We start from the raw sequence: 16,380 nt of genomic DNA, 5'->3' as shown, positions 1-16,380 counted from the left end.
ATAGTGCTCCTCGTGAAATACTGTGGCTCCTAGTGTACTGTCGGCGGCAGAAGGGCAGGGCCGATTATCCGCTGAAGTGTGCATAAGCGTCGCAAAGGTCACATTTGCGGCAGGAATCCCTAGAATGGTCGGTATGATTCCCAATGTTCCCATGGCCGAGGCCCTGCACCGTCAGTATGCGCCCTCCCAAGCCGCCTATGAACTGATACATACCCACTGCCAGATCATTGCCGCCCTCGCGGTGCGTATGGCCGACCAGGTCAACGAACGCCTGCTGCGTGATGATGATCCTGACGGGGTGCTGCCCGAGCGGCCTCTGGACCGTGACCTGGTCCGCACGGGTGCCTTGCTGCACGACATCGGTACCTACCGGATCCTCAAGGACGATGGTTCCCAGGGCCGCCCTCTGACCTTCCAGGGCGAGCGGTACATCGAACATGGGCTGGAGGGTTACCACTTGCTGCTGGACGCTGGGGTGGACGAGTCGGTGGCCCAGTTCGCCCGCAACCATACCGGGGTGGGGCTGACCCGCCGCCAGGTGGAGGAGGAACATCTGAATCTGCCGCCTGACGACTACCTGCCGGTCAACCCTGAGCAGGAGGTGGTCATGTATGCGGACAAGTTCCACAGCAAGCACCAGCCGCCCATCTTCGTCTCCGAGCCCACTGCCGCCAAGCGCACAGCTAAGTATGGTCCTGACAACCTGGCCCGCTGGAGGCAGCTGGTGGCCCGGTATGGGGTGCCGGATCTGCAGCCCCTGGCCAAGCACTACGGCATGACCATCGTCTGATCCGGCCGACCCGGCCCCCAGGAACTGCGGAAGCGGCCGCCGAATTCGCGCAGCATCCACGGGTCTGGTTGATAGGGGTCGACTGGATCGGTCCGGCAGGTCGCTACGGCTTTTAAGAACGAGACCATGCCCTGCGGCCCGTAAGCGTAAGGGGCTGCGCACCAGACCGGGTTTCCCTCCAGGATGAGAGGCCGATCCGATCCACGGAGGAAGGCCAGATCCACGCTGATCGGAGCAGGCGATCGACCTTTGGCTGCCTGGAGGGCGCAGTTCTCGGCGATCGTTCGATGCCTGGGATCGAAGATGGCGCCGTCGAAGACCGTGGTAATGGCTCGAGAGCCCTCGTCCTCATGCAGGCAGTATCCGCTGGAGGCCGCGATTCGATCCCTGTCGATGATGACCCGCCACTCCTCATGGATATTGGGCAGGTGGGTCTGGATTCGAATCAGCGATTGCGCAGGGGCTGTCCGCAGATGGCTCTGCAGGCCTTCAAGGGTCCGTCGGGCCGCAGGCAGGCCCGATACCCGGCCGGCAGCCAGCTGCGACCAGGGACGTTGTCCCAACCCCGATGGCAGCCGACGCCAGGTCAGGATGGTTGCTGCCGTCACAGTCAGAATCCGGCGTTCGGTCAGGGACTGATCCAGTTCATCCAGCCACATGGTTGGTGGTGCTGACAGGGCCCAAGGGGGACGGCCTTGGGATGCCAGCCAGGCGTTCTGAGCGATCAGCAGCCCTGGGGTAATCCATATGGCTTCCTTGACGCCGACCTCCCGAACAGGTCCGAATCCATGGTGATGGTGCAGGATGACCCTCCCTTGCCGGCGTGGGTCATTGTTGCATGAACCGATTTGGTCGGTCATGACCCGGGGTATCCACTCCTCATGGGTAATGACCGAACAAATCAGTGCAGTGCTGTCCGTCCCCGGTCGGGAAGGCTGGGGCTCAATCGACGATGAATCGGTCGTCGTAAGTGCCCTCGTCCACGGTGTCAGAACCGCCGGAGGTCAGGATGATCACTGCGCAGTCATGACGGCGGGAGACCCGCTTCAGGGTGGCCAGCAGGGTGTCCCAGTCGCTCGGCTCCAGCCCCTCGGTGGGTTCGTCGGCGATGAGCACGTCGCACTCGCAGCACAGGGCACGGGCCACGGAGGCCAAGCGGAAGTCCAAGTGGCCCAGATCAGCGGTCAGCTTGTCCTGCAGGCGCTCCGGGAAGCCCACTTCGTCCAGCAACTGACGGGCCAGATTGTCCTTGGGGCCCAGGAAGGTGCGTCCGCTGGCCTCCATGGTGTAGACAAGATTCTGTACGGCGGTCAGGTCGCGCCTCAGGGCATCGGTGCCGAAGATGGCTCCGATCTGATGGCCGCGATAGTCGGAGGCCAGCAATTGGCGAAGGTCCGTGCCCCGGAAGAGCACGCTGCCCTGGGTAGGAGCGCGCAGACCGGTCATTAGGGCCATCAGAGCGGCCCGTCCGGAAGGCGTAGTGGTCTCCACCGAATAGATGCGGCGGCGCTGGAATTCCAGATCGACATCGTCCAGGATCTGTTCGGGGCGACCCTGGACCTTGCGCGTGTAATCCACATGCTTCAGGGAGAGCACCGGGTAGCCGCCAGGAACCAGAATCCGCTGTTCATCGGTCTCCAGCAGCGGGTCCTCCTCCTGACCGCCGTCGGGATCTTCGGCATTTTCCTGCTCGATGACCACCTTGAAGGCAGCCATCGACACGTCCTCTTCAGAGGAATCATCCTCCTCGGACTGTTCGCCCGTCTGAGAAGCTGCTCCTTCCTCGGATTCGGGCAGCGGTTCGGTGCTGGTGTTCTCGTCGGTTTTGTGCTCAGCATCGGCCGTTGTCTGAGCGGCTTGCTTCTGATCGGTCTGTTTCTGATCAGTCGTTGCCTGGGACTCTTCGTCTGGCTGCTGGTCCGATGTCTTTTCGCTCATGCCTCGTCCTCCAGGTCGTTGGTGTATAGCTGGGCGGTTCTGAAGGCCGCTACCCTGGCGGCTGCTGCCAGAGCGAGGACCAGGCAGACGGCCAGGCCAATCAGGATCATCTTCCAGATCAGACCAGCATGAGGCATGCTGGCCAGGCTCCCCAGCCGGAAGAGCGACCGGCCCAGCGGCCGACTGATCGCGGTTCCCAGCGCCAGGCCCAGCACCAGTCCAGGCAGGGTGAGCAAGAGGGTCTCCAAGGCGAACTGCCAACCCAGCCGAGCCTTGTGGACCCCGATGGTGATGGCCATGCCGATTTCATTGGCACGGCTGCGCAGCATGAGGAACAAGCAGCCCAGCAGAACCAGCCCGCCCAGCAGGCAGACCAGGATAATGGTGGTCCGCGCCTGGTCGGCGGCCTGGTGGACAGGCTCCATCCGCCGCTGGTAGTCCTTCAGGCTGGGGGAGTCGATGTCATATTGTGAGGCCTTGAGCCCGTCCTTGCGCAGCTCCTTGATGAACTTCTGGTAGGTGCTTGGCGAATCCAGGACGAAGGCGACGAGCAGTTCATGGCCAGGGTCTCCAGGTTTGCTGGCTGCGTCCAGCCCCAGCATGGCAAAGGTGGGGTAGGCCGTGTAGATGGCCCGGTTGGCGGCCGGATCCACGGCCTTGCGATAGTGGTAGGTGCCGGAGATGGTCAGCTTGACCTGCTGATCCTGCTGGCGGGGATCCTTGATGGTCAGGGTGTCGCCCACCTTGAGCTTGTTGGCCTGCGCCATTTGCTTGGAGATCAGCACGGTCTGGGTGCCGGAGGCATTCTGGGAGGCGTAGTCCAGCCCCTTGCCCTGATCCACTGCGAAGGGGCCGTGAGGCAGAGTGGGTTCGGCCTCCTTGTCGGAGACCCCCACCAGGGAGTAAGCGCCTGACTGGGGCAGTCCCTCCGGGCTGATGTCGGCGGTCTCATGGAAGTAGGCCTTGTACTGCATGCCGTCCATCTGCAGGCGCTGGGCGTACTTGGAATACTCGTTCCAGCCCAGGGGAGAGGCCTTGGTTCCCTTGCGCGGGCTGATGACGGCATCCACCTGTTGGGATTCGTAGTCTGTGGTGCGTGCCTTGGTGTCAGCCTGGAGCACGGTGGCCGCCGTCGTGGCCAGAGCCGCCACGACCAGGCAGGCCAGAACCATGACCAGGCTCCGCGCCGCATGCCGCCTGATGGTGAACCAGGCGTTCTTGAGAACGAACATGACACCCTTCCTGATAGCGTTCCAGGGATGACCGGGCGGCCCACAATGGCGGGCCTAAAGTCCGGTCGCCGTCCTCCAGTCTAGCCAGGGACGCTCCCAAGCTAGCGGTGCGAACTTGGAGCTTGCTGAATGTCTCGCTCGGTCTCCGGCTGCTCGGCGTGGGAGAAGTTGCGCACCTTGAGGGAGACGGCCAAAGCAGCCAGAATCAGCACCAGGGTGAAGATCAATCCGTGGTGGGTGCCCCTGGTGAAGGCCTGGGCTTTATCAACCCCGGCTGCCTGCCCCTCGCCCATGGCCAGCAGGGAGGTGGTGATGGCCGTGGCCACGGCTCCCACAATCTGTTGCATGGTGTTGATGATGGTGCTTCCGTCGCCGGACTGCGGGCCGCTCAGAGAGTTGAGCGCATAGGTCTGGGCCGGTGACATGGCCAGTGGGCAGCCGATCATCAAAATGATATGGGCAGCCACCACCAGGGCCACAGGGGTGTGCGGACCGGTGAACAGGAGGATGACCGTGCCAAGCAGGGCGACAAGGAATCCGCAGCGGACGGGCATACGAGCCCCGAAGCCGTCGTAGAGCCGGCCGGCGAAGGCCGAGACCAGGGCGTTGATGGCTCCGCCGGGCAGCATGAGGATGCCGGTCATGGCCACGGGCAGGAGCAGCCCTCGCTGCAGGAACTGGGGCAGCAGATACATGGAGGAGAGGATGACTGCGAAGTCCAGCATGACCAGGGTGGCGCCGTAGCGGAAGGCCGGAATGGAGAAGATGCGCAGGTTGAGCACCGGGTGTTCCAGACCCAGCTGACGACGAATATAGAGGACCAGGGCTGCTAGGGCCACGACCAGGATGATCAGGGTGACAGGGGAGAGCCATCCGTACCGGCTGGCCAGGCTGACGCCTGCCACCAGTCCGCCGAAGCCGACAATGGACTCCAGAATAGAGGCCAGGTCGGGACGCTGGTGGGTGATGGTCCCCACATTCTTCAGGAAGCCGACGGCGAAGATCAGAGCCACCACCAGGAAGGGGGTGAAGAACCAGAAGATCCAGTGCCAGGTCAGCTTGCCTAGGATGATCCCGGTCAAGGTCGGGCCGATTGCCGGGGCGAACATGATGACCAGAGCGCACATGCCCATGACCGTGCCCAGACGGGCAGGCGGGAAGATCAGCATAGCCACGGTGAACATGAGCGGCAGGATCAGGCCGGTGCCGATGCCCTGGATCAGCCGTCCCGTCAGAAGGACGGGAAAGGTGGGGGCCAGGGCCGAGACCACCGAGCCCGCCAGGAAGGCGACCAGGCCGAAGATCACGGTCTGCCGGGTGGTGAACCACTTGGAGATCAGGCTGGAGAAGGGCAGGACGATGCCGATGACCAGCATGTACCCTGTGACCAGCCATTGCACGGTGGCGGCGGGGATCTGGAAGCTCTCCATCAGGTTAGGCAGGGCGATATTGAGCGAGGTCTCGCTCAGCATGCCCACGAAAGCCCCGATCATCAGCGCGGCGATGGCCGGCCAGGGATGGGGGACGGCCGGTCGTGACCGGTGAACAGAGGTAGAGGTGGACGTGTTGTGCACGATAATGATCTCCTTCTTCAGACAAACAGCACGCCATCTTAGGGAGGCGGCCATTTTTTCGTAAGTCGGCATGTCTACTCGCTTCGCCGAAGGCGTGCCCCATCGGGATGGAAAAGGTTATGCTCGGGAATGGTCGTCAGCGACCATAAGGAGGGTGCGTGTGGATTGGCATGCAGCGGTCTACGGGTCAAGAGCCGTTGGTTCAGGAGGCCATGGCTTCTATGATCCGGGCGACGACGAGGAGGGGCGGACTTTCGGTGATCCAGACATCATCTCTGATGCCGCTCTGCGTCGATTGGGCGGCAAGGCTTACTTCCGCGCCCACCAACTGCTGGATGACCGCCGCTTTACAGACCTGCGCCTGCGGCACCTGGGAGCTTTGACCGTTCTCAAGGGACGTGTGCCTGCCACCTATCAGCCGGACGGTGACTGCATGGTCCAGGCTCGGCTGGATGAGCAGGCCCATCGGGTCATTGACTCCTCCTGCACCTGCCGGGCCTTTGGGCGCCAGGGTCCTGCCTGCAAGCATGTGGTCGCCCTGATCATGGCCTACAACGAGTCCAGCCAGTCCTTTGCAGGATCGGATGACTGGGCCGGCGACCAGGGTCGGTCCGGTTCCGCCCGGTCGACCTCGGGACCCCTGGCAGCCTACATGCACCGGCAGGAGGGTCGGCGGCGGCAGGCCTTTCGTGACCGCCAGCTGAGCCTGCTCAAGCAGGAGAGCGGACCGGTTGGCGGCCGTCACCTGCCCATCGGCTCGGTCGGGCTTATCCCCGATCTGACCAGTGAGCGCGGCGGCTGGCTGGTCCGTCTGCACATCACCCTGTCCTCCCACGGGGTCGCCTACCTGGTCAAGGACCTTCCGGCCCTGCTGCGCGCCGTGGACCAAGGCGCATTCATGTCTTACGGACGGCGGCTGGCCTTCATCCATTCCCGTGACACCTTTGATGACCGGGCCCAGGCTCTGCTGACCATTCTGGAAAGGGCCGGCGCCATCCGCCGTAGCCTGGCCGAACAGGAGGGGGGCATGCGCCGCCGCCTTGCACGCGCAGGATTGGCGGGGATCCGGCTCAGCGACGACGAGGTGGCGCAGATCCTTGACCTGTTCGTAGACTCTGGACTCACCCTGGACTACACGCCTCCCGAGGACTCCTTCCTGCAGACCATGCCTGCCCCCGTCCTCGACGGCGACCCGGACCCTGGCATCGCGGTCAGCAAGGAGGCGAATGGCTATCGGATCACCCATGCCCTGGCCGTGGAGCGCTTCATCGTAGGCCAGGCCTCCTCCTTCGTTATCGTGCGCCCTTCGCAACCCGGCTTAGGGCTGGATCTGGGGCCTGTCATCCACCGCTGCAGCGCGCGTTTCATGCGTCATCGGGACCTGCTGGAGACCCTCTGCCGCCCTGGCGAGGATCGGGATCTGCATCTGGATGCCGACGATCTGGATCTGTTCGCGCGGACCGTCCTGCCTGACCTGGATCAGGGTGCCCAGGAAGGATCCGGGATCTCCGCCAGTCTGCCTGAGGAGTTGGATGCCAGGCGGCGGCCGCCCTGCAGGATCGAGCTTTACCTGGACAGGGATCGGCAGGGGGTCACCTGCGATCTCAAGGTCCGCTACGGGGACCGTTTTCTGTCCGTCGGCGCTGACCCTGCCTCGGAGGATGAACCCGGCAGGGATCGGGAGAGCGAGTCTTTGGCCCGGCAGACGGTCCGCCGCTATTTCCCCCTGATGGAGGAGGGGTTGGCCCGTATCCCCGAAGAGAACGAGGAGGCCATCCACACCCTGTTGACCCGGGGCCTGCCCGTGCTCAAAGGTCTGGGACGGGTCTTCTCCACCCCGGCCTTCGATGGGCTGAGCGTCGTCTCTCATCCGCAGATCCGCGTAGGTGTGCGGGTGCGTTCCGGACTGGTCGAGATCTCGCCCATCGCCGATGAGGTGCAGCCCGAGGAGGCTGCTGCCATCCTGGCCGACCATCGCCGTCGTCGCCGCTTCCATCGGCTGCGCAACGGGGCCTTCGTCGAGTTGGCTGATTTGAATACGGATGCTGTGGACACCCTGGCCGAAGACCTGGGCATCGACCCGGCTGATCTGGTCAAGGGGCCGGTCCGGGTGCCTGACTTTCAGCTCGGCTACCTGGATGCGCTGGTGCCCGAGCAGGACCGCGATTCCAGCTTCCGCAACTACCTGAAGGAGCGCAAGCCCGATCCTCAGGGGTTCAAGGTCCCCGATGGGCTGCGCGGGCAGCTCAGACCCTATCAGGTCGAAGGGCTGCGTTGGCTATGCACTCTGAGCGACCGCGGATTCGGCGGCATCCTGGCCGACGAGATGGGCCTGGGCAAGACCATACAGATGCTGGCCTACCTGCTCTCCCGTCGGGATCAGGCCAGGAATCGGGGACCTTCGCTGATCGTCTGTCCGGCCTCCTTGGTCTACAACTGGGAGGCCGAGTGCCGCCGCTTTACGCCGGATCTGCGGGTGGGGGTCCTGGCGGGAGGGCGCGGCCAGCGTCAGGCTCTGCTGGATCAGGCCGGGTCCTACGATCTGCTGATTACCTCATACGATCTGCTCAGGCGGGACCTGGACCGGTATCGGAGTCTGCCCTGGTATGCCTTGGTTCTGGATGAGGCCCAGTACATCAAGAACCATGCCACCAAGGCCGCGCGGGCCGTACGAGCTCTGGACAGCCTGCACCGGTTCGCCCTGACCGGCACGCCCATCGAGAACCGGCTTTCCGAGCTTTGGAGCATCTTCGACTTCCTGATGCCTGGGATGCTGGGTCCATACTCGCGGTTCAGGGACCGCTTCGAAATGCCCATACTCAGCGGCGACCAGGATGCCCAGTCCAGGCTCCAGGCTCTGGTGGGTCCCTTCATTCTGCGCCGGCTCAAGTCACAGGTGCTGACGGATCTGCCCGAGAAGATCGAAAACGTGATCAGCGTGCCTCTGCAGGGTCGTCAGCGCAAGCTCTACGCGGCCCTGGAGCAGGAGCTGAGGGCCACCCTCAACAAGGAAAAGGACCAGGAGTACGAGGTTGGCAAAATCCAGGTCCTGGCCCAGTTGACCAGGCTGCGGGAGGTCTGCTGCGATCCGCGTCTGGTCTACCAGGATCAAGGCCGGGATCGGCGCGGCGATTCGGCCAAGCTGGATGCCATTGAGGACCTGGTGGTCTCCTGCCAGGATGCAGGACGCAAGATGCTGATCTTCTCCCAGTTCACCTCCTACCTGGACCTGATAGCCCAACGGCTCCGTCGGCTGGACGTGTCCTACGATCTGATCACCGGCGCCACCTCCAAGAAGCGGCGGCTGGAGCTGGTGGAACAGTTCAACAGGGATGCCACGCCGGTCTTTCTGATCTCCCTGAAGGCCGGCAACACCGGGCTCAACCTGACCGGAGCCTGTGTGGTGGTCCATGCGGACCCCTGGTGGAATGCCGCTGCCCAGGAGCAAGCCAACGACCGCGCCCACCGGATCGGCCAGACCCAGGACGTCAACGTCTACCAGGTCGTAGCCAAGGACACCATCGAGGAACGCATCCTCAACCTGCAGCACAGCAAGAGCGACCTGGCTTCGCGCTTTGTCGATTCGGCCGCATCCACCGGCGCCGCCGGCGTAGCCAGGCTGAGCAGAAAAGACCTCCTGGCCCTTCTGAGCTGATCCCGAACAGCAGCTGATCTATTGGTCAGTGGTCATGAATGCAGCATCACCGCTGGCCGAGGCCCTTGGGTCATGGCTTCGGTTATTCTTGATGTATTAGTCAAATCGAAAGACTATATGGGTGAGCAGATTGACCGTTGCTCTACCGGTGGATTTGTCGATTTGGCAGCAGTCGACTATTCGGGTTATGGGAGTCTGGTCACCTTCAGCTCCTTTGATGGCAGGAAGCTTGGAGAGCAATCATGATCAGCGGCGTGCAGATGTTCTGCTCAGAGTTTATGGGCACGGCCCTTATGATGGCCATTGCGGTCATGGTCGCAGCCAGCAGGTCGCTCCCCAGGACAGGGGCCTATCGAGCCGACTGGATCAACGCTTCGGTGGGCTGGGGTCTTGCTGTATATATAGGCGTATATGCGGGGTGGAGAACGGGCGGGCATCTCAATCCGGCCGTGACCCTGGCCAGGGTGGTCGGTCACTGGATTGATCCACAGGCGACCTTGAACGGACTGGCCATGGGCAAGGGTGGCATTCCGGTCACCATGGCCAATGTGGCCACCTTCATTTCCGCCCAGTTCTTGGGGGCCTTCTTGGGTTCCTGCCTGGGCTACCTGGGCACTCGCAAGCATTTCGAACTTCCCACCGATTCAGATACCAAACTCATGGTTTTCTGCACCAAGCCGGCCATACGGTCGAATTTCTGGAATCTGACGTCGGAGGCCATCGGCACGGCCATTCTGGTTGCCTGGGTGTTCCTCAATGGGGGGACGCCTACCCAGGTCGGGCCCCTGGGCGTGGCCCTGGTCATCACGGTTCTGGTCATGGCCCTGGGCGGGGTTTCCGGTGCGGCCATGAATCCTGCACGTGACTTTTCCGCTCGATTGGCTTACTGCCTGCTGCCCATGTCCGGCAAGAAGGATGCGGACTGGAGCTACGCCTGGATACCCTTTGCCGGGCCGATCATCGGAGCCTGCATCGGTGTGCTAGCTCCTGCTTGGATGGGGCTGCTGCCCTGATTGTCAGCATGGAAAAGCCCTCGGCCCTGTCAGGGGGTTATTACGACAGGACCGGGGGTCGAGTTGGTTAAGGCAGCTCGAACTCAGTAGCTGGCTGAGGTGGGCTCCTGGAAGCGGACTGTCAGCCCGCGGCCGTGGTGAAGGAACATCTCTGCACCGTGGCGGTCGACGTCGCGATGGGTGAAGAGCATGCGGATGGCGAAGGCCGTCTGGACATCATCAGGCAGGTCCAGGAAGGCCTTGTGGGCATCCCATCCATCAGCTGCGACAGCCTTGTTGGGTACGTAGGCGTATCCATAGCCGTCCTCGTCCACGTAGCCCAGGAACGGCAGATCCCATGCCTGGTGGTAGCTCAACTGATCCTTGTAATCCTCGACCTTCTTGAGGGCCTCGTCGCTGATGCCGTATTTGCGTGCGACCTCGTTGGCCTTGGCGGTTTTCGCGTCGGCATCTTTTTCGAACATGGAAGTATCAACAACAATGACTGTATCGTCTGCCATGACTGACCTTTCTGTGTGACGGCCTGCACGTGTGGCAATCGACATCATGACCGTGCAGGGCCATGACCGTTCAGGTGACCGTCCATCGTCGACGGTGACCTCTGGATGCAAGATTCCTTCCACTTGCAAGAATAGCAAATTTCGTCTGCAGATAGGAGCAGGGAACCGTGAGGTTCACCATAGGTGCCTGTCACTAGTGAAGAAGAGGCCCAGCTGTGTTCTCATGCGGCGAACGATTAGCCCAGGTCAGCATCCTGATCCCTGCGATGCCGAAGCATGCACATCAGTGCCAGGCCGAGGACGGCAGTGCCGATAGCCAGCGCTACAGGCATGACTATGTCTGAGCCTGAGGCGGCTAGGGCTTGGGAATCTGCAGATGGCTTTGCTTGGTCATCAGAAGATTGGTTTCCTGCTGCCGGTTTTTGGCTATTGGAACTGGTTTGATCTGGTTTGTTGGATGCATGATCGGACTCGCTCGGCTTGTTCGGCTTGTTTGGTTCTACCGGCGGATTTGGCTTGTCACGTCCTCCAGAGTTGCCAGAGTCGTCGGGGTTATCCGGCTTGGCCTGGTAGGTGTTGGTGAAGGTGGTGTCCTTGCTGGTGATGGTGGCTTGGAGCTGGCCTTGCTGGTCGTCGGTGACGTGGACGTCGACCGTGGCCGTGTGCCGGTCGTAGGTGATGCCGGGCAGGCTGCCCTGGTCCTCGCGGATGGTGTAGTGGTAGTCGCCGGGCTGGTCCAAGGTCAGGTCGTTGAAGACGATCCTGCCCTGGGCGTCGTTGGATGCCGAGCCCGCTTCATGGCCGGTCTCCCCGTCGTACAGGTGGAAGGTGAACTCGTTGGCCTTCAGGTCCCGGCCCTGCAGGTGCTTGGTGGCGGTGATGACGGGCTTGGCCGGCTTGGCCTGGTATGTGTTGGTGAAGGTGGGGTTGTTGCCGTCGATGGTGGCTTGGAGCTGGCCTTGCTGGTCGTCGGTGACGTGGACGGTGATCCGGTGCGTCTTCTGGTCGTAGGTGATGCCGGGCAGGCTGCCCTGGTCCTCGCTCACGGAGTACGTGTAGTCGCCGGCCTCGGTCAGGGTCTGGTCGGGGAATGCGACGGCCCCGTCGGCCTTGTTGGATGCCTGGGCGAGCTGCTTGCCGTCCTTGGACAGTTGGAAGCTGAACTCATTGTCTTTCAGGTTTCGGCCTTGCAGGTGCTTGGTGGCGATGAGGTTCACCGTGGCCGGCTGGGCCTTGTAGTGGTTGGTGAAGACCGCCGTGTCTATTTTGTTGCCCTTGCTGTCAGTCCATTGCGCCTTGGCGGTACGGTGCAACTGAGCCGCATCGGTCGTCAAAGTGATGGTCAGGATTGCAGTGCTCTGATCATACGTCAGGCCAGGAATGGAGCCGGTTTCCTGGTGTATGCGATACTTGTAGCTGCCATCGTCGGGCAGAGCATACACATTGACGGGCACCTGGGAATCTTGATTATTGGCATTTACGATGATTCGGCTAAGCAGGGCTGCAGAGGGTGCACCATGCAAGGGTTCGACAGTCAGTGCGAAGGAGTCTGAGTTGAGCCAGTTCCTGCCTTGAATCTGTACTTTGACTCCTGCAGACACTTCATTGGTGTCCATTGGTCCTGTCAAGCCACAGTTGTTGAAATTCAGGGATTGGCTGGCTGCGTCCACCATATCCTCGGCCTTCTGGAACTTAATATCCTTGATGACGGCGCCGTTCATGGTTCCGTTCTCCAGTATGTCGCTGGCTGAGGAGTTTTCGCTCGGGCTGGCTCCGCTGGCCTTTTGGATTGTCGTAGACAGGTGGGTCCAGTTCGTATTCGGAGCGGGGTCGAACCGCAGGTGGAATTGCCCTGCCGGTATATTGGTCAGTTCGTACTTGCCCTGGGAATCAGATTTTGTGCTCAGATCATCATGTGGGGTGACGACCGACTTGGCGGGCTTGTCGTCAGAATCATTGAGCAGGGTCACTTTGACATTTTTAAGCAGAATATCTTCCGAAGAGCGGGTGCCGTCCCCATTGACGTCGTACCATACGATGCCACTGATGGAACGTTGAACAACCATGGCCTGGGCAGGCATTTGGTTCAGTGCATTGCCCCAGCGATTCCGATAGAGGTCGCCGGAGGAGTTGTTTCCGGGGTTTATATGGAAAGTAATGTCATAGCGGAATTGGTCGGGCTGCCCATCGATGATGAAGGCCCAGGCGACCACGTTTTCAGGCATTTTCACTTCGCCACTTGTTGTGTCCAAGTCAGCCTTGTCCCAAGAGAGGTATTCCTGGGATTGTATGGAACTCGTGTCATTCACCCGCCATCGAGAATCTGTGGTGTAGCGGATGGTGATTCGGCTCAGACTAGCCCCCGCCGAAGCTTTTATGCTCATATCGGCAAAAGTGGGTTCCCCGTGGAAGTCGGGTTTGCCGCTTGTCTGTTTGTACGGCATGATGTCGATGGCATAGTGATGTTGCTTGCCGCTGCCTGAGGTGCTGCTCAGCATGTTGGTGAAGCCGATTGGTGCACCGGCTTCATTCGTATCCTGTACGGCCGAAGTGGAAAGGCTGGTGGTGTTGGTCCGCCAAGCGTGGATAGTGAAGGAGTCGGCAGTCTTCAAGTATGTGTTGGGCTGGGACATATTCTGTTTTGACTGAACTGTGGCAGAGGTCGTCAGGTCTTCGTTGGAGCCGATGTCTTTGCTAGGGTCAGTCAGGTCACCCAGGGAGGTGGAGAAGTGGATGACGCGGTTGTTGCCGTCCACAGGGATGTTCGTCAGTGTCCAGGACAGAGTGGTGATTCCGGTTACGGAGTCCGTGCTCACTGATGGCTCACAGGCGGTTCCGCCCTCTATGTGGCCCATTTCAGGCGTGGCTTCCGTATATGTGCCACCCAATCGGGCGCTGCCGGGGATGTAGTGGAGCTTTGCCGGTAGTTTGTCGGTGATGTAGAGTTCAGTTTTGGCGCCCTTGTTGGCTTGGGAAGCTGATGTGCCGGTGTTGATGGTTAGCCGCCAGTCAACGAACCGTTGATCGCTGTCTATGTCAAAGTATTCTTTGGGTTTGGAATTGGTGCTTTTTTGTGCCACGGCGTTGGAGATGGTGTTGGTTTCGCCGGCTACATAGAGGCTGTCCCCGTGTTCATTGCCGCCGGTGTCTCCGCCCAGGTAACCGTTTATTTGGTCATAGCTGGCCTTGGTATAGCCTCCGACCGACGTGGCTAAGACGGGGGGTTTGGCTTTGGCCAGTTCGTAGGGGTTCTGTTGCTTGGCCCAGTCCTCCCATTCCTGATCGCTGGAGTTCTCGGGGCTTAGCCCGGCCATAGCTGCTAATTGGCTGCGGGTGAAAGTGCGTGAAACTGATGTCAGCTGGGCTACCGAACCTACTTTGGCATCGGGGAGGACGTTGATCACAAATCCGCCGAAGCCGAATCGGGAATTCTCTTCGGCAAAACTGGTGGGCGCGGCGGTGTGCCCGCCCAGCAGCATGCCTACAACCGTGCCATGCTTCTTTGCATCCTCCTGCGTGCTATAAAAGTTCAGATCCTCTATGTCGGCATTGGCTTGCTCAGTGTCGTTTTTCCAGTCCTTTCCGTCGGGTTTGGTGGCGTACATGACCAGTTCCTGTGATGGGTTTTGATCGCTCGTTCGCTCGTATTTATCGTATTTGCTGTTCTGCCAGATGCCATTGACCCAAGGAATATCCAGACCTGCGGGGTCTGGCAGTCTAACGACCTTTGGGTCGATCTTGACCAAGGACATTCCCAGCAGAGGCAGATCGGCCTTGCTGGTTTTGAAGTTGAAGCCGGCCGTTACCCGCACTTTGGTCCCTGCGACTGCTGAGTCGGTCCCCCGTAGGTTGTCAGGAGCATTCCACCACCCGCAGTCCACGCCGTCATCAAAATAGTTAGGAGCCGTCATACAACTGTACTGAATGATGTTGCTGATGCCTGCCTTTATTGTGCTGGAGCCTAGCGTGAAGATGACGTTATGCCACATGTCATCGGACTGGTCGGTTTGGTTTGACGTGTCCGTGGGGCCGGTGGCAGGGGGTAAAGACTGGTTTGATAGCGATTTCGCACTCAGGTTGCCGTCGTCGACCTTGCTCTGCAGGCTGAGGCCGGTCTGTCCATAGTAGTTGGCCACGTCCTTGCCGTCGACAGTGGAGGGGTTGAAGACATATAGGTAACCAGTGGAGATTTCGGCCACTTCTTGTCGCGTGCAGTCAGTCGAGGCCAGGGCAGGCGTGCACTTGGCGCCTGGTGCATAGGTGTGTCCCAGGTAGGGGAAGGGGTCGTTGGTTTTATAGTCCTTCAAAGTCAGGTCCAGCCTGAGGCCCTGGCTGTTCCGCTGTTCAGCCACGGTGTATTGACCATTGCCTTGGACTTGGTCCTTCCCGGCCGTGCCACCCGTGGATCGGGCATAGCCATAGTTGCTGAGAGTGGGTCTCCAGCCCTGATCACCGGTGTTGCGTCCGCTGTTGTTGAAGTCGCCGTCGATGGTGCCGATGTCCCAGAAGTAGGGTTGCAGATCCGCTATCTTCGGGTAGGCATCTCCGCCAGCGGTCTGCCACAAATTGCTCAGTGACAGGGAAAAGGTAATGGGGCCAGTGGGAACCTCCAGACCCTTGAGACCCTTGGTTCGATCGGGCCAACGCATGTCAACGGCCCAGTTGAACTTGCTGATGATCCCCTTGCGCTTACCCAGCTCATGGTTGGGGTAATTGCTGGCGGCTGGGGTGTTGAAGTCGAAGGTTTGGTTGCCGGAGCCTTCATTGGTTCCGCCAGTGATTCGCAGGTTCAGATTGAGCTTGGCTGATACGGTGACCGGATCGGACGTGGCCGAAGCAGGATCGGTCTTGGTGACAGTATCCGGAGCGCCCCAGGCCTGGATTTCGGGGGCGAATTTGCTGCCATTGGCCATGCTTCGGACCCGGAGGACCAGAGTGACGCTGGAGGATCCCGGAATAACGGTAGACAAAGTCGGTGTTGCGGTGAGTAGCCTGTAAACGGTAAGCACCTGTGTCGGATGACCGTCGATGGTCTCTGTGGTTTGCTTTGGCTGGTACCCCGGCGTATTGTCCACCCAGCCCATGGAATCCACATCAAAGGTGACCTGGTCTTCAGGCTGGCTCAGTTTGAATTGGAAGCCTATTCGGCCCCGGCGGTAACTGGTTGTCTCGTTGCGGGTATTTACGGCGAAAGAGTAGGTGTAGGACAACTTATCGAAAGTGCGCACTATGTCATTGTCCGCATCGTGGTCATTGCCGGGGTTGTTGTCGTTGTCGAAAGGAGCCGTGCCGGTGGAGCGTGAGGCCTGGGACAGTGTGGTGACCACGGCGTCGTCGGTGTCCAGCATGTCCTTGATGACCGATCTGGTGGTCGGCTTTCTGCTGGGTTGTACGGGCGCGGCCTGGTTCGAGGCGGTTGACTTCGACTGCTGAGTGGTTTGGGCTGCCTCGGATGCGGCGGTGTCTAACTGCGGAGTCGAGGTCTGGATCGATGTGGACGATGCCTGGTTTGTGGCAGTCGCTTGCTGTGCATGTGCCGTTGGAGATGTCGACGTGGAGGCCGTGGTCCGGGCATCCGCTGTTTGCCCGCCATCAGCCAAGGCCATAGTGGGTATCAACATGGCCATAGTCATCAGGCCGGCCAGGACTTTTCCGCTCAAATTACCCTTTGCCACGTT

At 60.8% G+C, this 16,380-nt stretch carries 9 protein-coding genes; 3 read left to right on the top strand and 6 right to left on the bottom strand.

All coding sequences use genetic code 11. The annotated features are described in order from the left end of the window. Window positions 1–124: 124 nt before the first annotated feature. Window positions 125–790: an HD domain-containing protein gene (locus tag H3T92_RS06890; protein ID WP_045923884.1), complete on the top strand. Its 666-nt coding sequence runs from the start codon at window positions 125–127 to the stop codon at window positions 788–790. On the opposite strand, the gene H3T92_RS06885 is transcribed toward H3T92_RS06890, so the two are convergent. The 4 genes from H3T92_RS06885 to H3T92_RS06870 all read right to left on the bottom strand — a co-directional run bounded on the left by H3T92_RS06885 (window position 769) and on the right by H3T92_RS06870 (window position 5,534). Next, the gene (locus tag H3T92_RS06885) at window positions 769–1,650 is read right to left on the bottom strand and encodes a hypothetical protein (RefSeq protein ID WP_144085254.1); all 882 of its coding nucleotides are present in this window, start codon (window positions 1,648–1,650) and stop codon (window positions 769–771) included. The two genes, H3T92_RS06890 and H3T92_RS06885, sit on opposite strands and share 22 nt — an antisense overlap. Window positions 1,651–1,732: 82 nt before the next feature. Beyond that, window positions 1,733–2,728 carry an ATP-binding cassette domain-containing protein gene (locus H3T92_RS06880; protein ID WP_144085255.1) on the bottom strand — a complete coding sequence of 332 codons (996 nt, stop codon included), beginning with the start codon at window positions 2,726–2,728 and terminating at the stop codon, window positions 1,733–1,735. After that, entirely contained in the window at window positions 2,725–3,960 is a 1,236-nt protein-coding gene (locus H3T92_RS06875) for an FtsX-like permease family protein (RefSeq protein ID WP_144085256.1), read from the bottom strand. The genes H3T92_RS06880 and H3T92_RS06875 overlap by 4 nt, the downstream gene beginning before the upstream one ends. Window positions 3,961–4,061: 101 nt before the next feature. Beyond that, the gene (locus tag H3T92_RS06870; protein ID WP_144085257.1) at window positions 4,062–5,534 is read right to left on the bottom strand and encodes a DHA2 family efflux MFS transporter permease subunit; all 1,473 of its coding nucleotides are present in this window, start codon (window positions 5,532–5,534) and stop codon (window positions 4,062–4,064) included. A gap of 160 nt (window positions 5,535–5,694) precedes the next feature. On the opposite strand from H3T92_RS06870, the gene H3T92_RS06865 reads away from it, so the two are divergent. After that, complete coding sequence (locus H3T92_RS06865; RefSeq protein WP_144085258.1) at window positions 5,695–9,189, top strand: SNF2-related protein; 3,495 nt, start codon at window positions 5,695–5,697, stop codon at window positions 9,187–9,189. A gap of 242 nt (window positions 9,190–9,431) precedes the next feature. Then, the gene (locus tag H3T92_RS06860) at window positions 9,432–10,202 is read left to right on the top strand and encodes an MIP/aquaporin family protein (RefSeq protein ID WP_144085259.1); all 771 of its coding nucleotides are present in this window, start codon (window positions 9,432–9,434) and stop codon (window positions 10,200–10,202) included. An 83-nt stretch (window positions 10,203–10,285) separates the two neighbouring features. On the opposite strand, the gene H3T92_RS06855 is transcribed toward H3T92_RS06860, so the two are convergent. Next, window positions 10,286–10,702: a hypothetical protein gene (locus H3T92_RS06855; protein WP_045924232.1), complete on the bottom strand. Its 417-nt coding sequence runs from the start codon at window positions 10,700–10,702 to the stop codon at window positions 10,286–10,288. Between the two features lie 236 nt (window positions 10,703–10,938). Beyond that, entirely contained in the window at window positions 10,939–16,377 is a 5,439-nt protein-coding gene (locus H3T92_RS08340; protein ID WP_144085260.1) for a Spy0128 family protein, read from the bottom strand. Window positions 16,378–16,380 lie beyond the last annotated feature (3 nt).

It is taken from the genome of Bifidobacterium sp. W8112, from assembly GCF_016101425.1.
Taxonomy (GTDB): Bacteria; Actinomycetota; Actinomycetes; order Actinomycetales; family Bifidobacteriaceae; genus Bombiscardovia; species Bombiscardovia apousia.
Note: the sequence above shows the minus strand (reverse complement) of the source record. Positions and strands in the feature narration are given on the sequence as shown.